The sequence below is a fragment of the Rhizobium sp. PAMB 3174 genome (assembly GCF_052908375.1).
In genome coordinates this window covers 318,373-336,942 of sequence record NZ_CM128608.1, presented here as the reverse complement: position 1 = coordinate 336,942, position 18,570 = coordinate 318,373, and the positions used below count along the sequence as shown (strand labels likewise).

The following is an 18,570-nucleotide window of genomic DNA, read 5'->3' as shown; positions in this document are numbered from 1 at the left end:
CGCTGTCGATGCCTCCGGTGATTGTATCGTCTTCCTGAATATGGGAAAGCTTTGGCACTTGTACAGGAATCGATGAATGAATACCGCCCATAGCGTGTCCTCTCCAGTCATCATTGTCACCGGCTGCTCTTCCGGCATCGGTGCGTTTTGCGCGCGGGCACTGAAAGCCGACGGATGGCGGGTTTTTGCCACCGTGCGGCGCGAGGAAGACCGTTCAGGCCTCGAGGTGGACGGCATCGAGACCGCAATCATGGATTACACCGATCACGCTTCGATTGCCGCCCTCGTAGAGAGGGTTACGCAGGAAACCGGCGGCCGGATCGATGCCCTCTTCAACAATGGCGCCTACGGACAGGTCGGCGCGGTCGAAGATCTGCCGAGCGATGCATTGCGCCGGCAGCTGGAGACGAACGTGATCGGCTGGCACGAGTTGACGCGCCGCGTCATTCCATTCATGCGCCGCCAGGGCCACGGCCGCATCGTCCAGTGCTCGTCCATTCTCGGCATCGTCCCCTATCGCTGGCGCGGTGCCTACAACGCCTCGAAATTCGCGCTGGAAGGGCTCAGCATCACGCTTGCCATGGAACTCGCCGGCAGCGGCATCCACGTCAGCCTGATCGAGCCGGGCCCGATCGCCTCACGCTTCGTCGATAATGCTCTCGTCAAGCTGCGCGAAACGATCGACATGGAAAATTCCGTGCACCGCGACGAATATCGCCGCCAGCTCGCCCGTCTTTCGGGTGAAGGGCCGCCGAACCGGCACAAGCTTGGCCCGGAGGCCGTCTACGCCGTGCTCCGCCATGCCTTGACCGCCCGCACGCCCCGCCCACATTATCCGGTGACGACTCCTGCCAAACAGGGGATCATCCTGAAGAAGATTCTGCCGGCAGCACTATTCTACAAGATCATTCGGCGCTTCGGCTGACCGGCACGGGAGGAAACGCATGTCAAACTTCACCTACATCCTGGCCCTTGCCGTCATGGCGCTGGTGGTCCTGGTCCTCATCCGCGGCCTCTACAACATGTTGAAGGGCAACAATCCGAGTCTCTCGAACCGGCTGATGCAGATGCGCATCCTGCTGCAGGCCATCGCCATCGCCCTGATCATGCTGACGCTGTGGCTGACGGGCGGCGGACGCAGCTGACGACAAGGGAAAGCCCCGGAACTGGAAATACGGAAATAGCATGGTCAAGCTCAACAAGATCTACACGAAGACCGGCGACGACGGCACGACGGGACTGGTCTCCGGTCCGCGGAGACTGAAGCACGACCTGCGGGTGGAAGCCTACGGGACGGTCGACGAGACGAATTCGGCGATCGGCATGGCGCGCCTGCACACAGGCGACATTGCGGAATTGGACGCAATGCTGATGCGCATCCAGAATGATCTCTTCGATCTCGGCGCCGATCTTTCGACGCCCGAGACCAACGAGCCGCCGGCCTTCGAGCCGCTGCGCGTGATCGACGCCCAAGTGGATCGGCTGGAGGCGGAGATCGATGAGCTCAATGCCTCGCTCGATCCGCTGCAGTCCTTCGTTCTACCCGGCGGATCGCCGGCTGCCGCCAATCTGCACCTTGCCCGCACCATCGCCCGCCGCGCGGAACGGCACATGGTTGCGCTGGCCAAATGCGAGGGCGAAATTGTCGGCGCGCCGGCGCTGAAATACATCAACCGGCTGTCGGATTTCCTGTTCGTCGCGGCGCGCTATGCCAATGACGGCGGCAAGGCCGACATTCTCTGGGTTCCGGGCAAGAACAGATAGATCGTCTGGCCCTTGCGGCCATAGGGAGGCAGGCGCATGTTCATACCGCTCTACGATGCGAATGCCCTCAAGCATATCCAGGCGCAATATGTGACGATCTCCCTGATCGTCAGCAATGTTGCCGTCTGGCTCGTCAGCGGCTTCCTGTCGACGGAAGCCTTCCAGAACGAACTCCTGATCGGCCTTGGTTATATCCCCGCCGTCGCCTTCGGCTATGGGATCCTCGATCCGAGCCTGGCGATCGCGCCGGACTACGCCACCTACGTCACCTATGCCTTCCTGCATGGCAATTTCTGGCATCTGGCGTCCAACATGGTCTTTCTCTGGGTGTTCGGAGACAATGTCGAAGACGCGCTCGGCCATGTGCGCTTCCTGATCTTCTATCTGCTGTGCGCCGCCGCCGGCGCCTTCGTCCATGGCCTGACCGCCCCACATTCCGAGGGGCCGCTCGTCGGCGCTTCCGGCGCGATCGCCGGCGTGGTCGCCGCCTACATGATCCTGCACCCCAAGGTCCGTGTCTGGATCCTTGTGTTCATGCGCATTCCCATTCCCCTGCCGGCCCTCGTCCCGCTCGCGCTCTGGATCGGCTACCAGTTCCTGATGCTGCTGATCGACAACGAAAGCAACGTCTCCTGGGGCGCGCATGCGGGCGGCATCCTCGCCGGCGCCGGACTCGTCGTCATCATGCGCCGACCGGGCGTTCCGCTGTTCGACCGGACCATGCAGACGCCGAAAGCCGTCACCCATATCGAGGCGGCTGAGAGCAGTGCGCGGATCGCGGCAGAAGCCCCGCGGCCGAAGACAATTCGTTGGGGCCGCCAATGAACATTATTGACGTGTACGTAAGCGTAATATATGCACGCTACCCATAGGATAATTCGCAGAAACGCGTTGAAATTGGGGAAAAAACGCTTATCCATGTCGCCAATCGACAATTGGGCGTACGCGCAATAGCGCATTTTCTCCCCACCGAAAGTGAAGGAAGGAATTCGATGAAGATCCTGGTCCCAGTCAAGCGCGTTGTTGACTACAACGTGAAGATCCGTGTCAAGCCGGACGGTACGGGCGTCGAGCTCGCCAACGTCAAGATGTCGATGAATCCGTTCGACGAAATTTCCGTCGAAGAGGCGCTGCGTCTCAAGGAAGCCGGCAAGGCTGAAGAAGTCGTCGTCGTATCGATCGGCCCGGCCAAGGCCGAGGAAACGCTGCGCACCGGCCTCGCCATGGGCGCCGACCGTGCCATCCTGATCGAGACCGACGAAGCCGTCGAGCCGCTCGCCGTCGCCAAGCTCCTGAAGGGCGTCGTCGAGGCGGAAAACCCCGGCCTCGTCATCGTCGGCAAGCAGGCGATCGACGACGACTCGAACCAGACCGGCCAGATGCTGGCGGCCCTCCTCGGCTGGGCGCAGGGCACGTTTGCCTCCAAGGTCGAACTCGGCGACGGTTCCGCCAAGGTCACCCGCGAAGTCGACGGAGGTCTGCAGACCATCGAGATCAAGCTTCCCGCCATCGTCACGACGGACCTGCGCCTCAACGAACCACGCTACGCTTCGCTGCCGAACATCATGAAGGCAAAGAAGAAGCCGCTCGACAAGAAGACGCCCGCCGATTTCGGCATTGACGTCGCTCCGCGGCTGACGGTCCTGAAGACCGAAGAGCCCGGAGGCCGCAAGGCTGGTGTCAAGGTCGGCTCCGTGGCCGAACTCGTTGACAAGCTCAAGAACGAAGCCGGCGTGCTTTAAGGGACGGAAAGGGAGTTTAGTAATATGGTCATTCTTCTTCTGGCAGATCATCACGACGGCGCCGTTTCCGACCAGACCGCCAAGGCTTTGACCGCAGCCACGCAGATCGGCGGCGACGTCCATGTGCTCGTCGCGGGCGCAAATGTTGCAGCCGCAGCGGCAGAAGCCGCCAAGCTTTCGGGCGTCTCCAAGGTCCTGACAGCGGACGCCGGCGACTATGCCAACAACCTCGCCGAGCCGCTCGCAGCCCTGATCGTCTCGCTTTCCGGTTCTTATGACGTCATCATGGCGGCCGCCACGTCGGTCGGCAAGAACGTCATGCCGCGCGTCGCAGCGCTCCTCGACGTCATGCAGATTTCGGAAATCACCGACGTCGTCTCCGCCGACACGTTCAAGCGCCCGATCTATGCCGGCAACGCCATCCAGACCGTCCAGTCGAAGGACGCAAAGAAGGTGATCACGGTCCGCGCCGCCTCCTTCCAGGCAGCGGCAGCCGGCGGCTCCGCCTCCGTCGAAGCAGCACCCGCTTCGGCCAACCCCGGCCTGTCGAGCTTCGTCTCGGACGCACTGTCGGCCTCCGACCGTCCGGAACTGACGTCCGCCAAGATCATCATCTCGGGCGGCCGCGCACTCGGCTCCTCGGAAAAGTTCAAGGAAGTCATCCTGCCGGTCGCCGACAAGCTCGGTGCCGCCGTTGGCGCCTCGCGCGCTGCCGTCGATGCCGGCTATGCACCGAACGACTGGCAGGTCGGCCAGACCGGCAAGGTGGTCGCACCCGAGCTCTACATCGCCTGCGGCATCTCCGGCGCGATCCAGCATCTGGCCGGCATGAAGGACTCGAAGGTCATCGTCGCGATCAACAAGGACGAGGAAGCGCCGATCTTCCAGGTCGCCGACTACGGCCTCGTCGCTGACCTCTTCGAAGCCCTGCCGGAACTCGAAAAGGCACTTTGACCTTTCTTTCGCACTTGCGAAAGGACTGGAAAAATCCGAAGGTCCGGACTATCAATCTGCCGGGCGGTTTTTTAAGACCGCCCGGCTTTTTCATACAACGAGCCTGAAATGGCGCAAGGGAGAGAGGCAATGGACATGCAGATCAAGACCGTCGGCGTAGTCGGTGCGGGCCAGATGGGCTGCGGTATCGCTCAGGTCGCCGCGGCTGCCGGCTACAAGGTCCATGTGTACGATCTGAACCAGGACCGCATCGAAGCCGGCCTTGCCACCATCAACGGCAACCTCGCCCGCCTCGTCTCGAGCGCCAAGCTCGACGAGACCGAGCGCAAGGCGACGCTCGAGCGCATCACCGGCTCCTCCGACATCCAGGACATGGCCCAGGTCGATCTGGCCATCGAGGCGGCAACCGAAGACGAAACCGTCAAGCGCAAGATCTACGCCCAGATCTGCCCCGTGCTGAAGCCGGAGGCCATCCTGGCGACCAACACCTCCTCGCTGTCGATTACCCGGCTGGCGTCGGCGACCGATCGCCCGGAACGCTTCATGGGCATCCATTTCATGAACCCGGTGCCGGTCATGAAGCTCGTCGAACTGGTGCGCGGCATCGCCACCGACGATACCACCTTCCGCGCCGCCAAGAGCTTCGTGGACACGCTCGACAAGACCACAACCGTTGCCGAGGACTTCCCCGCCTTCATCGTCAACCGCATCCTGCTGCCGATGATCAACGAGGCGATCTACACGCTCTACGAGGGCGTCGGCAGCGTCGAGGCGATCGACACGGCCATGAAGCTTGGCGCCAATCATCCGATGGGTCCGCTGCAGCTTGCCGATTTCATCGGCCTCGACACCTGCCTGTCGATCATGCAGGTGCTGCATGACGGGCTCGCCGACAGCAAGTATCGTCCCTGCCCGCTGCTGGTGAAGTATGTCGAAGCCGGCTGGCTCGGCCGCAAGTCCGGTCGCGGCTTCTACGATTATCGCGGCGAAAAGCCGGTTCCGACCCGCTAGGGCTCACGACCGCAAGCGGCGAAAGCCCAGCGACAACCGCGTTCAGCGACCGTTAACGTCCCTGCGATACCCTCCGGCATGCATCGGGGGAACGTATGCGTTACAGCTATCGACTGAGGTTCTGGATGACATTCGTCCTGCTGTGCACCACGATGTGCGCAGCCGCATGGATTGCCAAGGTGAAGCTGGTCGAAAGCGCGAACCGCAGAACCCTCAGCAATATTGCCGAAACCACCGTCAGCCGCGCTACGCTCTCCGTAGACTATGCCATCGCCTCAATGGGCCGCTTGCTGGATGTCGACGGCAGCTCATGTTCGGAAAAGAGCCGCAAGCTCGTGCGGAGGGTCATCTTCGAAACGAGCAACCTGAAGGAAGTTCGTATCCGCGAAGGTCAGCTCACCTGCTGGGGGCTGAACGGCGCAACCGACGGGCTGGACACAGCGATCAAATTGGCGCCCAAGGTGCCCGCCGCCAATCACTTCTTCAGTCTTTTCCTCCTCAACGCCTCCGCCTGGCAAGGCCTCGGCATCCGCTGGCAACTCAGCGAAACACACGACATCATCGAGATCATCAACCCGGGAACGCTCTACGACATCCTCCCGCCCGACCTGCGGTCGCGGGCAAACATCCGCCTGCTTCTTTCCGACGGGACCGTCTTCGCGCGCTATATCTCCAGTGGCGACTTCGAATGGCGGACAACGAACGCGGAAGTCTACACGGCAACCTCGGGCCGTTTCCCGATAAGGGCGGAAATCGAGGTCGACCGGCAGTTCCTGCTTGGCTGGCAGCAGCAGATTCACCCGGCCGCCCTGATCGGTGTGGGACTGGTGATCTCCATTCTCTCCTTCTTCGTCACCCGCGGCATCGTGCGCGGCAAGGGAATGGCAGACGATATCGACGCCGCCATCCGCTCCGGTCAGATCCGGCCCTACTATCAGCCGATTGTCAGCATCTCGACCGGGGAAGTCATGGGTTTTGAAGCTCTCGCGCGCTGGATTCGCAGCGATGGCACCCTCATCCCGCCCGACAAGTTCATCCCCTTCGCCGAAGAGACCGGCCAGATCGAGACGATCACCCACAGCCTTCTGAAGACCGCAGGCGAGGATATTGGCGAGCACCTGCGTGCTGACCCGCGCCTGAAGATGAGCTTCAACGTGACGCCCACACAGTTCCTGAAGGCCGGATTCGCCTCCAACCTGCTCGAGCAATTCCACCGCAACGGTCTGCCACCGGCCTCGATGGTCGTGGAAATAACAGAACGCCAGTCGCTCGGAGACAAGGAGGCCGCGCGCCGGGTTGCCGAGGAGCTCTCTGCCTTTGGCGTCAGGATCGCGATCGACGACGTTGGCACCGGGCACAACGGCCTGAGCTCCATTCACGGCCTCGGCGCACAGTATCTGAAGATCGACAAATACTTCGTAGACAGTCTGACGGTGAACAAGAAGTCCCTGGTGCTCATCGAGATGATGGCGTCGATTGCCAGGGAATTCGGCATGACGGTCGTCGCCGAAGGCATCGAAACGGCCGAGCAGGCCACTATTCTCGCCCGCCTGGGCATTACCGAGGGTCAGGGCTATCATTTCCACCGGCCGGTACCGGCCGCGCAACTCAAGTCCCTTCTGACACGCGCCCCCGAACAGGGCCCGCCGGCAAAGAAGACCAGGGGCCTTCGCAAGGCAGCGGCCTGATCCTCGCCGATTCCGGACTCAGGTCAGCGGGATCATGACGGCCTTCCGATAGGCCGGACGCTCCTTGAGCCGATCGTACCAGGCTTCCAGCGCGGGCATTGACGGGCGTTCGATATCCATTTCAAACCAACCATAGGCGATCACGCCAAGCGGAATGTCACCCAGACCGCAGACGTCTCCCGAGAGATAGGGCTGCTTCTCCAGCGCAGCATTGGCGATTGCCAGCCCCTTGGCCACGGTTGCTATGCCGCGCTCGACGGCGGCCATGTCGCGCTTGCCGGGTTCGGTGCGCACCATGTTCCAGAAGACGTCACGAAAGCCGCCGCCGAGGGTCGCCGGCGTCCAGTCCATCCATTTTTCTGCGCTAGCCTTGCCGGCGAGGTCCGTCGGCCCGAAACCGTCGGCCCCATATTTCGCAGAGAGATAGCGCACGATGGTGTTCGATTCCCAAAGGATGAGACCGTCGTCCTCGATCACCGGAACAAGCCCGTTTGGGTTCATGGCGCGGTAGGCCGGGTCGTTCACGACACCGAAGGCACCACCGGCATCGATCCGTTCATAGGAAAGGCCGAGTTCTTCGGCGATCCAGAGAACTTTCTTGACGTTGGTCGAATTGGTGCGACCCCAAATTTTCAACATAAGACGTTCTCCGTGATCTCTGTTTTCTTGCCCGAAATCAGCTTCCGATTGCCGCGCCGATCAAAGCCTTCGCATCCGGGCTATCCCAGACGGCCGGCCCGTTCATGGCGCCGAGCAGGCAGCCGTCCTCGCCAATCAACATGGTTGCGGGAAGTCCGAAGGCAAGCCCTTCCTTCTTCATCGTGTTGAAGACACCCATCGTGCTGTCGTGGTAGAGCGCCAGCGACCGGATGTTGTAATCCTTGTAGAAGCCTTTGGGCTTCGTGTCGTCGCCCGTGTCGATGTTGACGGCGACGACCTGGAACTTGTCGTTGCCGAGTTCGCGCTCAAGCGCGTCCAGCGCCGGCATTTCCTCACGGCAGGGCACGCACCATGTCGCCCACATGTTGAGCAGCACCGTCTTGCCTTTGAAGCTTTCCAGCGTGTGCGGCTTGCCGTCGGCATCCTTGAAGGAAAGCGCCGGAAGCACACGCGGCTCGCTGACGGCGTTCATCGCCGCGACCTCGCCGACAGTGAACTTGGTAAGCTTGCCGATCTTGTCCTGGTCGACCTTGCAATTGTCCGAAAGCCCTGCCACCTCGGCCATGCTCTTGCCAGAGGCGGCGTGCTTCACGTATACCGCAGCCGCGCCAGCCACCATCCCCGCGACGGCGGCAATGGCAATCAGTTTGACGGAAGGCAGGCGGAAGCTTTTCTTTTCTGTCATTTCGTACTCCAGACCACTCTCCAAGGCAGGCACTTCATGGCGGACTCGACGGACAGCAAATCCTCCAACCAGATGTGGGGCGGGCGTTTCGCTTCCGGACCGGATGCGATCATGGAGGAAATCAACGCCTCCATCGGTTTCGACAAGAAACTCTTCGCCCAGGACATTTCCGGCTCGATTGCGCACGCCACCATGCTTGCCTCCAAAGGCATCATCACGGAAACCGATCGCGATCAGATCGTCGCCGGTTTGAACACGATCCGCGGCGAGATTGAAAGCGGCAATTTCGAGTTCTCACGCAAACTTGAAGACATTCACATGAACGTCGAAGCGCGGCTTGCAACGCTGATCGGCCCCGCCGCCGGTAGGCTGCACACCGCCCGCTCGCGCAACGACCAGGTCGCCGTCGACTTCCGCCTCTGGGTCAAGGAAGAGCTCGGCCGCATGGAAAAGGCGCTGACCGGCCTGATCGCCGCCTTCCTGGACCGTGCCGAAGAACATGCCGACACCGTCATGCCCGGCTTCACCCACCTGCAGACGGCCCAGCCGGTGACCTTCGGCCACCACTGCATGGCCTATGTGGAAATGTTTGCCCGCGACCGCTCGCGCGTCCGCCACGCCATCGATCACCTCGACGAAAACCCGCTCGGTGCGGCAGCCCTTGCCGGCACCGGCTTTGCCATCGACCGGCACATGACCGCCAAGGCGCTCGGCTTCCGCGAACCGACCCGCAACTCGATCGACACCGTGTCCGATCGTGACTTCGCGCTCGAATTCCTCGCGGTCGCCGCCATCTGCGCCACGCATCTCTCCCGCCTCGCGGAAGAAATCGTCATCTGGTCGACGCCGCAGTTCGGCTTCGTACGCCTGTCGGACGCCTTTTCGACCGGCTCCTCGATCATGCCGCAGAAGAAGAACCCGGATGCCGCCGAACTGGTGCGCGCCAAGACCGGCCGCATCAACGGCTCGCTGATCGCGCTCCTGACGGTGATGAAGGGCCTGCCGCTCGCCTATTCCAAGGACATGCAGGAGGACAAGGAACAGGTCTTCGACGCCGCCGAGAGCATCGAGCTGGCGCTCGCCGCCATGACCGGCATGGTCCGCGACGTCACCATCAACAAGGACCGCATGAAGGCCGCTGCCGGCTCGGGCTATTCGACTGCCACCGATCTCGCCGACTGGCTGGTCCGCGAAGCCGGCCTGCCGTTCCGCGAAGCCCATCACGTGACGGGTCGCGCGGTCGCCATGGCCGAAGGCAAGGGTTGCGATCTCGCCGCCCTCAGCCTTGCCGACCTGCAGTCGATCAACCCGGCGATCACCGACAAGGTTTTCGACGTGCTGACCGTCGAGGCTTCCGTCGCCAGCCGCACCAGCTTCGGCGGCACGGCGCCATCGGAAGTCCGCAAGCAGATCGCCTATTGGCGCTCGCGGAACTGATCAGTACGCTTGATCTGTCCGATCACGAGAATCGGGGTGCACAAGCGTCCCGATTTTCGCTATGACGGCTTCACGATAAACTTCCGGCAAGAACCCAAATGCAAAAAGCGATCCGAAGCATCACCCTTTCCGCCGCCGTACTGGCGCTTGCAGGCCTGGCCCTTTCAGGATGCGGCCGCAAGGGCGATCTCGATCCGCCAAGCACGCCGATCGAAAAACAGAACACGAAGGCCGTCGACACCAGCAAGGTTGAGGTGCAGGACAAGCCGTTCATTCTCGACCCCCTTCTCTGACAGGTAGACGTCCGTGAACCATTTCGAATACCGCGACGGCATTCTCTATGCCGAGGATGTGCCCGTGCCGGAAATCGCCAAGGCCGTTGGTACGCCGTTCTATTGCTATTCCACCGCAACGCTTGAGCGCCACTACAAGGTCTTCTCCGGCGCCTTCGCCGACGTCGATTCGATGGTCTGCTACGCCATGAAGGCCAACTCCAACCAGGCCGTCCTCAAGACGCTCGGCCGACTTGGTGCCGGCATCGACGTGGTGTCGGAAGGCGAACTGCGCAGGGCGCTCGCCGCCGGCATTCCGGCAAACCGCATCATGTTTTCGGGCGTCGGCAAGAAGCCGTCGGAAATGGACCTCGCGCTCGAAGCCGGCATCTACTGCTTCAACGTCGAATCCGAGCCGGAGCTGGAAATCCTCAACCAGCGCGCCCTTGCCGCCGGCAAGCAGGCTCACGTTTCCTTCCGCATCAATCCGGATGTGGACGCCAAGACCCATGCCAAGATTTCGACCGGCAAGAAGGGCGACAAGTTCGGCATTTCCTACGAGCGCGCCCGCAGCGTCTACGCGCACGCCGCAACCCTCAAGGGCATCAAGGTCACCGGCATCGACATGCACATCGGCAGCCAGATCACCGATCTGCAGCCGTTTGCCGACGCGTTCCGCCTGCTGCGCGAACTCGTCGACACGCTGCGCACCGACGGCCACACGATCGAGCATGTCGACATCGGCGGCGGCCTCGGCATTCCCTACCGCGACGACAACAACCCGCCGCCCCTTCCCGACAGCTTCGCCGAAATCGTCAAGGGCCAGCTCAAGGATCTAGGCTGCAAGATCGTCGCCGAACCCGGCCGCCTGATCGTCGGCAATGCCGGCATCATGGTCACCGAGGTGATCTATGTGAAGGACACCGAAGACAAGACCTTCGTGATCGTCGACGGCGCGATGAACGACCTCATCCGCCCGACGCTCTACGAGGCCTATCACGAGATCAAGCCGGTCAGGATTTCCGCCGCCAACTCTCCCTGGATCAAGGCTGATGTCGTCGGCCCGGTCTGCGAGAGCGGCGACTTCCTGGCGAAAGACCGGGAGATGGCCATGCCGAAGCCGGGCGACCTGCTCTGGGTCGGGTCAGCCGGCGCTTATGGCGCGGTGCAGGCGGGCACGTACAATACCCGTCCGCTGATCCCGGAAGTCCTGGTGAAGGGCGGCGATTTCCATGTCATCCGTCCGCGCCCGACCTATGACGAACTGATCGGTCTCGACTCCGTTCCGGCCTGGCTCGACTGATACACGGCCGGTTCAAAATTCGTTGATACCGGGCAAAAAAGGCAGGGCCGGCACAAAGCGCCCTCGCCTTCGCCACAAACAATGTTATCCTGACGCCATGAATTCGGCATCGTGCCGCCTTAACCGCCTTGGATGAAACAAGGCAGGGAGCCCGACTGGATGACGGAGCCTGGGCAAGGCCAGAGCAGCAGCAAATCTCAGAAGCAGACGCGAGCGTTGGCGTTCCGGCGGATCACCGCGGCCAGCGTGATGCTGGCCGAAAGGCTGATGCCCATTCTGCTTGCGCCGCTCGCCGTCGCCGCGCTTTTCCTGTGCTTCGCCTGGTTCGGTCTTTACCGCCTGATGCCGGATCCGCTGCGCCTCACGCTGATTTTCCTGTTCGTCTTCGCCTTCCTCGCCTCGCTCCTGCCCGCGCTCAGGCTGCGCTGGCCGAAGAACCGCGAGGCGGACCGCTTCCTCGAAGAGCGCAACAATCTCGCCCACCAGCCGGTCGCCATCCAGGACGAGGAGCCGGCCTTCGACAGCCCGATCGCCGCCGCCCTCTGGCACGAGCATCAGCGACGCATGGCGGCCCGCATCGCCTCCCTCGACGCGGGCCTGCCTCGGCCGGACATCGCCCGCTTCGACCGCTGGGCGCTGCGCGCCGTCCCGGTCCTGCTGGTCACGGTCGCCTTTGCCTATTCGTTCTCCAATGGCGCCGGCACTCTCGTCGACGCCTTCCGCAACCAATCTGTCGCAGCAAGCGATCCGGACATGCGCATCGACGCCTGGATCGCGCCGCCCGCCTATACCGGCAAGGCGCCCGTCTACCTGACCAGCCGTCTCGACCAGTCCGGCGAGCCGGTTTCCGTGCCGGAGGAATCGGTCCTGACGATCCGCATGACCGGCGGCAAGGGCGACAAGACCGCCCTCTTCAAGCCGCAGGGTGTCGGCGGCGCAGAAGAAGTGCCGCTTCTGGCGGCAGAAAAGACGGACGACGCAGCACCCGAGCCGAGCCAGGCATCCGCGGACACGCCGGAAACGCATCAGATGACGCTTCAGCAGAGCGGCATTCTCAGCGTCAATGGCCGCAACTGGGCTCTCTCGGTGGTCCCGGACCGGCCGCCGGAAATCGCCTTCGACGGCTTGCCGCGGCGCGCCGTCAACGGCGCTCTGGAAATTCCGTTCAAGGCCAGCGATGATTACGGCCTGCAAGAGGCCCATGCGGACATTGAGCCAGCCTACGACGCCGACAAGGACGCTGTGCCGCTCTTTCCCCTGCCGGAATACAAGCTCAACTTGCCGCGCCGGAATACCAAGGATGCCAAGGGCCTGACGAGCCGCAATCTGACGGAGCATCCGCTCTCGGGCAAGCGGGTCAAGATCACGCTCGTCGCGACCGACGCCAAGGGCCAGACGGGCCGCAGCCAGCCGCATTACATGACCCTGCCGGATCGCGGCTTCAGCAAGCCGCTGGCGGCCAGCGTCGCCGAAGAGCGTCAGATCTTCTCCCTCGATGTCCGCGCGCTCCCGCAAGCCATCGCGATGAACGAGGCCCTGCAGGTCCGCCCGGAACTGACCATTCCCAACCTCACCGATTTCCTGCTCATCCGTTCGGCCTTCATGCGGATGAAGATGACGCGGGATCAGGAAGGCCTGAAGGATACCGCTTCCTATCTGTGGGAAATCGCCAACGGCATTGAGGACGGCGACCTGTCCCAGGCCGAGCGCAAGCTTCGCGATGCGCAGCAGGCGCTTGCAAACGCACTGGAGCGCGACGCCGGCGACGAGGAGATCAAGAAGCTCATGGATGAGCTTCGCAAAGCGATGGACGAGTACATGAAGGAACTCGCCAAGCGCCTCGATAACAATCCGAACGCTTCGCCGCAGCAGCAACAGCAGCAGGCACAGAATATCCTGCGCCAGCAGGACCTGGAAAACATGATGGACCAGATCGAAAATCTGGCCCGCTCTGGCAACAAGGATGCCGCCCAGCAGCTGCTGTCCGAACTCCAGCGAATGATGAACAACCTGCAGGCCGGCCGCCAGCAGCCGAACGGCGGCCAGCAGCAGGACAACCCGATGCGCCAGCAGATGGACAAGCTTGGCGAGCTGATGCAGCAGCAGCAGAAGCTCATGGAGCAGACCTTCCAGATGAACCAGGCTCTGAAGGACCGCATGCAGCGCGGCGATCCGGACCAGCAGGAAGGCGACGACCAGCAAGGCCAGCAGGACCAGGGCCAGCAACAGCAGCAGGGCCAGGATCAGTCCGGCGACGATCAGCAGCAGCAACAGCAGCAGGATGGCGACCAGCAGGCCCAGAACGGCGAGAACGGCCAGCAGTCAACCGACGGCATGACCAAGCAGCAGCTGGAGGATGCGCTGAAGAGCCTCAAGGCCCAGCAGCAGGCGCTGGCCGATTCGCTGGCGGAACTGCAGGGCGAACTGAAGAAGCTCGGCATAAAGCCCGGCGAAGGATTTGACGACGCCAACCGCGAAATGAACGGTGCCGCCGGCGCGCTCGGCAAGGGTCGCGGCGATCAGGCAGTCGACGGACAGGGCCGTGCACTGGAAGCGCTTCGCCGCGGCGTCCGCGACATGATGAGCCAGATGATGCAGGCCATGCAGGGGAATGGCCAGGGACAGACCGGCCAGTCGCAAGGCCGTGACGGGCGCGATCCGCTCGGCCGCCCTCTCGGAAATCGCGGTCCGGATTTCGGCGAACGCGTGAAGGTGCCGGACGAGATCGATATCCAGCGCGCCCGCGAAATCCTCGATGCGATCCGCGAGAAGCTCTCGAACAATCCGGCCATGCAGATCGAGAAGGATTATCTGGAGCGTCTGCTGGATATCAAGTAAGCGGCACTGACGGGTCCGTCAGGCCAAGGGCTTCTCATACATGTGGCTGAGCGCTTTGAAGGAGCCTTCGACGCCTTCCGGCAACCAGAGCGGCTCTTCCACCGTCTGCCGAAGGCTCCAGCCCTGACGCTGATAGAACCGTTCCGCCCGCGTGTTTCCTGCAAGACAGTATACCTTGGCGATCTTGCATCCGGCAGACGCCAATTCATCCTCGCCATAGGCAAGCAATGCCTGCGCGGCTCCGGACCCGCGCGCCCGCTGGTCCACATAGAGCCGGCAGATCTCGTCGTTGCGCGTGGAAACGAAGCCGAGCACGGTTCCGCCAGCCACGGCGACAGAGAAGAATTCTTCGCCGAGCGCCTCGGCCAACCACTGCGAGAAATGATCGGGTGTTCGAAAAGCCAGGATGCCCGGCGGAACGAGATCGGCATAGGCCTCTTGCCAGGCCCGATGCCAGACAGAAATCAGCGGGGCGTAGTCACCATGATGGACGGGTCTGATGGTTCCTTGCACGCCGCCCGCCTCAGGCTCAGGCCGCCAGCGCCAGCGCGACGGCCTTGCGGATGTCGGGAAGCGCGAACGGCTTCGGCACCACATCGACGATCTTGCGCGCAAGGTCGTCTGCCCGCTCGCGCTGCTCGGCATAGCCGGTCATCAGCAGGATCTTCAGCTGGGGAAAGTGCGACGAGGCTTCATGCGCCAGCGCAATGCCGTCCATGACGGGCATGCGGATGTCGGAAAGCAGCAGATCGAACGAGCCGGCCATCAGCTTTTCCAGGCCTTCCGCGCCGTCCGCGGCCTCTTCCGTCTCATGTCCGTCAAGACGCAGGGCACGAGCCACGAAGGTGCGCAGGGTGTCTTCGTCTTCGGTGATCAAAATCCTTGCCATGTCCCGCATCGCTCCATCTTTGTTACTGTCCCGTGAAGGCAACTCATCAAAGTTTCCTTTGCGATCGGTAAATGCAGCTTGCCATCAAGCGGGCATAGTTAACAAGGTCTGTCCGCCGGACGGCCGGAAATCACTCCGCGTCGCCGGTCACGACGCCGACGAAAGGCAGCTCGCGGAAGGCATAGGCGACGTCCATGCCATAGCCGACGACGAAATAGTCGGGACATTCGAAGCCGACGTGATCGGGCTCCAGTTTTTCCGAACGCTTGACGCTCTTGTCGAGAAGGACGGCAATGCTGACATGTCGCGCGCCGCGCTCGTAGAGAAGTTCCTTGGCAAACAGCAGCGTGCGGCCGGATTCGAGAATGTCGTCGATCAGCAGAACGTCCCGGTCCTTCACATCGCTGTCAATGTCCTTGACGATCCGGACCCCCTTGGAGACGGTGCCGGTGCCGTAGCTCGAGAGGGTGATGAACTCCACTTCCGGCGCAAGACCGGCATCGTGCAGCGCCCGGATGAGATCGGCAGCGAAGATGAAAGACCCCTTCAGGACGGCGATGACCAGAAGGTCGCGCGTCGGGCCGGATGCGATCTGGGCGGCAAGGGTACGGTTGCGCTCGGCGATCTGCTCGGCGGTGAAAAGGGGTTCGATATTCTTTCCGCGTACGACGGGCATGCGGCATTCTCCTCGGTGGCGACACTAAAGCCGATACCATGAGAGATGCGCGGAAGCACCCTATTGCATGAAGGAAACCCTGACATCCGGCTGTTTTCCACCGGGATAGCTCAGTCGCGCGGCAAAGCCGCGGCTCATTCCGCCCGAAAGCGAGTCGGTCGGCGGGTCGAGGATCAGGCTTGCCGTCAGCTCGCCATCGGCGAGAATATCGGCGCGCAGGCGCGGCACCGGCTGGTCGCTTTCGAGCCGGTTCTCGATGATGCCGTTGACGAGCAGCACATGCATGCCGTTAGCCATCTGCGGCGTCACCGTGACATGGGTGATGTCGAGCGGCGAGACGGATGCCGGCACGGACGCCCCGCCGGCGAGCGCCGAAAAGCCGCCGCAAAGCGCGAAGACCGCCACGAACGAGGTCGCCACAAGCCCGGAAAACTGGCGCTTCGGCAATCGCGCCAGCATACGCTCCGCAAAGGACATGGCGGAAAGGGCGAGATCCCGGCCGGAAACCGTTCTCGCCTTGCGGAATTTCGGGCGGGAAAACGAGGGACGCTCGTGAGAAGCCGGCTTGCGGTTGTCGTTAATGACGACGAATTCGGCATCGACGACATCGGCATGGCCGGATGACTGATAGCGTGGACGCCGGGATGCCACCGGCCGCTCGGGCGGCAGCAGGTCGATCGTTTCGGCTCTTGCTTGCCGTGAACCGTATGGAGCCATCGCCGCCTAACCTTTCCCTCCGCCAAGCGCATCCACGGTCTGGACAAAGCTCGGCATTGAAACACATAGGAACGGGTCGTAAACGTAAATGGTTAACGCTTCGCAAAGACGGCCCCCAAAACAACGGTTTTCGGCCGTTTCTTTACCGCCTGTTAACCACGTTGGTTAAGAAGTGTCATGTTGGCTCCAATTCAAATCCGAAGCCAGAGACTGGAAATGCTCCCTTGATCCATTTTGAAAATGTCGGCTTGCGATACGGAATGGGTCCGGAAATCCTCAGGGACCTGACCTTCGACATTCCAAAGCGCTCCTTCCAGTTCCTGACCGGGCCTTCCGGTGCCGGCAAGACGACATTGCTGCGCCTGCTTTTCCTGTCGCTCCAGCCGACCCGCGGCCTCATCCGCATGTTCGACCGGGACATCGCCACCATTCCGAGGAGCGAACTGCCGATGCTGCGCCGGCGCATCGGCATCGTCTTCCAGGATTTCCGCCTGCTGGAGCACCTGACGACTTATGAGAACGTGGCGCTGCCGCTTCGCGTCCGCGGCAAGGACGAGGCGAGCTACCGCACCGACGTCGTCGAACTGCTGAAATGGGTCGGGCTCGGCGATCGCATCAATGTCCTGCCGCCCGTGCTGTCCGGCGGCGAGAAACAGCGCGCGGCGATCGCCCGCGCCTTGATCGACCGCCCGGAGATCCTGCTCGCCGACGAACCGACCGGCAACGTCGACCCTCCCATGGCCAAGCGCCTCTTGAGCCTCTTCCTGGAACTCAACCGCCTCGGCACAGCGGTGGTCATCGCCACTCACGATTTCGCGCTGATGGACAGTATCGACGCGCGGCGTATGATCCTGACGGAGGGGCGGCTGGAAATCTATGAGTGAGGCCATGAACGACAGGACGGGACGACAGCCACAGCCGCCCCAGACGAAAAAGCCGCGCAAACCGCCGCTTCGCCTGCGCGCCGCGGGTCCGATCGTGCCCTCGTCCAACATTCAGGGCAACGCGCTGATGGTGGTTATCGCCATCATGGCGTTTCTCGCCTGCATCACGCTCGGCGGCGTGTCGATGGTCCGGGCCACCGCCCATTCCTGGCAGAGCCAGATTTCGCGGGAAATCACCATCCAGATCAAGCCTGACGACCGGCTGGACATGAACCAGTCGCTGGAGAAGGCGAAGAACATCGCGCTCTCCTATGTCGGCACCAAGTCCGGAACCATCATGGACGAGGCGGCAACGGCGCGCCTGCTCGAACCCTGGCTCGGCACCGGTCTCGATATCAACGAGCTTCCCGTCCCGCGCCTCGTCATCGTCACCATCGACGAGAACAATCCACCCGATTTCAGCGCCATGCGGGCGCAGCTGAAGGCGGAAATTCCCCAGGCGACCCTGGACGACCACCGCACCTGGGTCGATCGCCTCGTCTCGATGGCCCGCACCACGGTCGCCATCGGTGTCGGTCTCCTGGGCCTGGTCTTCTCCGCAATGGTGTTGACCGTGGTCTTTGCAACGCGCGGCGCGTTGGCCGGCAACCATCACATCGTCGAGGTACTGCATTTCGTCGGTGCCGAGGGCTCCTTCATCGCCAACGAGTTCCAGAAGCATTTTCTGAAGATCAGCCTCAAGGGCTCGGCGGCGGGAAGCCTTCTCGCCGCGGCCTCCTTTGCGGTCGCCGGCTTCTGGCAGAGCCGCTCGCTCGCCACCCCGCAATCCGATCAGGCAACCGCCCTTTTCGGCACCTTCTCCGTAGACTATCTCGGCTACGCCGGTATTTTTGCCACGATGATCGTCATTGCTTTCCTGACGACGCTGACGGCCAGGATCACCGTGATTCGCACGATCTACGAGATCGACCGGATCCGGTCGGACCCCGCCCGCTCCGATGGCACTGCGGGTTGAGGAAAGCCGGAGAGAATGGCCTTGGCGGTTTTGGT

20 protein-coding genes are annotated in these 18,570 nt (G+C 62.4%); 14 read left to right on the top strand and 6 right to left on the bottom strand.

Annotated features, from left to right (window positions below):
• Positions 1-76: 76 nt before the first annotated feature.
• The 8 genes from ACU5AY_RS01645 to ACU5AY_RS01610 all read left to right on the top strand — a co-directional run bounded on the left by ACU5AY_RS01645 (position 77) and on the right by ACU5AY_RS01610 (position 7,159).
• Positions 77-925 (top strand): SDR family oxidoreductase, encoded by an 849-nt coding sequence (locus ACU5AY_RS01645; RefSeq protein WP_446827734.1) that lies wholly within the window; start codon positions 77-79, stop codon positions 923-925.
• 19 nt (positions 926-944) lie between these two features.
• The gene (locus tag ACU5AY_RS01640) at positions 945-1,145 is read left to right on the top strand and encodes a twin transmembrane helix small protein (protein ID WP_446823097.1); all 201 of its coding nucleotides are present in this window, start codon (positions 945-947) and stop codon (positions 1,143-1,145) included.
• Between the two features lie 40 nt (positions 1,146-1,185).
• Positions 1,186-1,764: a cob(I)yrinic acid a,c-diamide adenosyltransferase gene (locus tag ACU5AY_RS01635; RefSeq protein WP_446827733.1), complete on the top strand. Its 579-nt coding sequence runs from the start codon at positions 1,186-1,188 to the stop codon at positions 1,762-1,764.
• A gap of 36 nt (positions 1,765-1,800) precedes the next feature.
• Entirely contained in the window at positions 1,801-2,589 is a 789-nt protein-coding gene (locus ACU5AY_RS01630) for a rhomboid family intramembrane serine protease (protein ID WP_446827732.1), read from the top strand.
• Positions 2,590-2,756: 167 nt separating this feature from the next.
• Positions 2,757-3,506 (top strand): electron transfer flavoprotein subunit beta/FixA family protein, encoded by a 750-nt coding sequence (locus ACU5AY_RS01625; protein WP_446827731.1) that lies wholly within the window; start codon positions 2,757-2,759, stop codon positions 3,504-3,506.
• A gap of 24 nt (positions 3,507-3,530) precedes the next feature.
• A complete protein-coding gene (locus tag ACU5AY_RS01620) occupies positions 3,531-4,460 on the top strand; it encodes an electron transfer flavoprotein subunit alpha/FixB family protein (protein ID WP_446827730.1) in 930 nt (309 codons plus the stop codon).
• Positions 4,461-4,589: 129 nt separating this feature from the next.
• Positions 4,590-5,471: a 3-hydroxybutyryl-CoA dehydrogenase gene (locus ACU5AY_RS01615; protein ID WP_446827729.1), complete on the top strand. Its 882-nt coding sequence runs from the start codon at positions 4,590-4,592 to the stop codon at positions 5,469-5,471.
• A 95-nt stretch (positions 5,472-5,566) separates the two neighbouring features.
• Entirely contained in the window at positions 5,567-7,159 is a 1,593-nt protein-coding gene (locus tag ACU5AY_RS01610; RefSeq protein ID WP_446827728.1) for an EAL domain-containing protein, read from the top strand.
• Between the two features lie 18 nt (positions 7,160-7,177).
• Here ACU5AY_RS01610 and ACU5AY_RS01605 read toward each other — a convergent pair whose 3' ends face one another.
• Together ACU5AY_RS01605 and tlpA are read right to left on the bottom strand one after the other, a co-directional pair.
• Positions 7,178-7,798 carry a glutathione S-transferase family protein gene (locus tag ACU5AY_RS01605; protein WP_446827727.1) on the bottom strand — a complete coding sequence of 207 codons (621 nt, stop codon included), beginning with the start codon at positions 7,796-7,798 and terminating at the stop codon, positions 7,178-7,180.
• A 37-nt stretch (positions 7,799-7,835) separates the two neighbouring features.
• Positions 7,836-8,504 (bottom strand): thiol:disulfide interchange protein TlpA, encoded by a 669-nt coding sequence (gene tlpA / locus ACU5AY_RS01600; RefSeq protein ID WP_446827726.1) that lies wholly within the window; start codon positions 8,502-8,504, stop codon positions 7,836-7,838.
• Between the two features lie 36 nt (positions 8,505-8,540).
• Between tlpA and argH the strand changes: the two genes are divergently transcribed.
• From argH to ACU5AY_RS01580, 4 genes are all read left to right on the top strand, one after another.
• Positions 8,541-9,941: an argininosuccinate lyase gene (argH, locus tag ACU5AY_RS01595; protein ID WP_446823088.1), complete on the top strand. Its 1,401-nt coding sequence runs from the start codon at positions 8,541-8,543 to the stop codon at positions 9,939-9,941.
• Between the two features lie 98 nt (positions 9,942-10,039).
• Positions 10,040-10,234 carry an LPS translocon maturation chaperone LptM gene (gene lptM, locus ACU5AY_RS01590; protein ID WP_446823087.1) on the top strand — a complete coding sequence of 65 codons (195 nt, stop codon included), beginning with the start codon at positions 10,040-10,042 and terminating at the stop codon, positions 10,232-10,234.
• Positions 10,235-10,247: 13 nt separating this feature from the next.
• On the top strand, positions 10,248-11,516 hold the full coding sequence (gene lysA, locus ACU5AY_RS01585) for a diaminopimelate decarboxylase (protein ID WP_446827725.1): 1,269 nt from the start codon (positions 10,248-10,250) through the stop codon (positions 11,514-11,516).
• A gap of 159 nt (positions 11,517-11,675) precedes the next feature.
• Positions 11,676-14,354: a TIGR02302 family protein gene (locus ACU5AY_RS01580; protein WP_446827724.1), complete on the top strand. Its 2,679-nt coding sequence runs from the start codon at positions 11,676-11,678 to the stop codon at positions 14,352-14,354.
• An 18-nt stretch (positions 14,355-14,372) separates the two neighbouring features.
• Here ACU5AY_RS01580 and ACU5AY_RS01575 read toward each other — a convergent pair whose 3' ends face one another.
• The 4 genes from ACU5AY_RS01575 to ACU5AY_RS01560 all read right to left on the bottom strand — a co-directional run bounded on the left by ACU5AY_RS01575 (position 14,373) and on the right by ACU5AY_RS01560 (position 16,636).
• The gene (locus ACU5AY_RS01575) at positions 14,373-14,867 is read right to left on the bottom strand and encodes an N-acetyltransferase family protein (protein ID WP_446827723.1); all 495 of its coding nucleotides are present in this window, start codon (positions 14,865-14,867) and stop codon (positions 14,373-14,375) included.
• A gap of 16 nt (positions 14,868-14,883) precedes the next feature.
• Positions 14,884-15,243: a response regulator gene (locus ACU5AY_RS01570; protein WP_446823083.1), complete on the bottom strand. Its 360-nt coding sequence runs from the start codon at positions 15,241-15,243 to the stop codon at positions 14,884-14,886.
• A 130-nt stretch (positions 15,244-15,373) separates the two neighbouring features.
• Entirely contained in the window at positions 15,374-15,919 is a 546-nt protein-coding gene (gene hpt, locus ACU5AY_RS01565) for a hypoxanthine phosphoribosyltransferase (protein WP_446827722.1), read from the bottom strand.
• Positions 15,920-15,979: 60 nt separating this feature from the next.
• Positions 15,980-16,636: a hypothetical protein gene (locus tag ACU5AY_RS01560; RefSeq protein ID WP_446827721.1), complete on the bottom strand. Its 657-nt coding sequence runs from the start codon at positions 16,634-16,636 to the stop codon at positions 15,980-15,982.
• A gap of 224 nt (positions 16,637-16,860) precedes the next feature.
• On the opposite strand from ACU5AY_RS01560, the gene ftsE reads away from it, so the two are divergent.
• Together ftsE and ACU5AY_RS01550 are read left to right on the top strand one after the other, a co-directional pair.
• On the top strand, positions 16,861-17,520 hold the full coding sequence (gene ftsE, locus ACU5AY_RS01555; protein WP_446823080.1) for a cell division ATP-binding protein FtsE: 660 nt from the start codon (positions 16,861-16,863) through the stop codon (positions 17,518-17,520).
• Between the two features lie 4 nt (positions 17,521-17,524).
• The gene (locus ACU5AY_RS01550; RefSeq protein WP_446827720.1) at positions 17,525-18,535 is read left to right on the top strand and encodes a cell division protein FtsX; all 1,011 of its coding nucleotides are present in this window, start codon (positions 17,525-17,527) and stop codon (positions 18,533-18,535) included.
• The last annotated feature ends 35 nt before the right edge of the window (positions 18,536-18,570 follow it).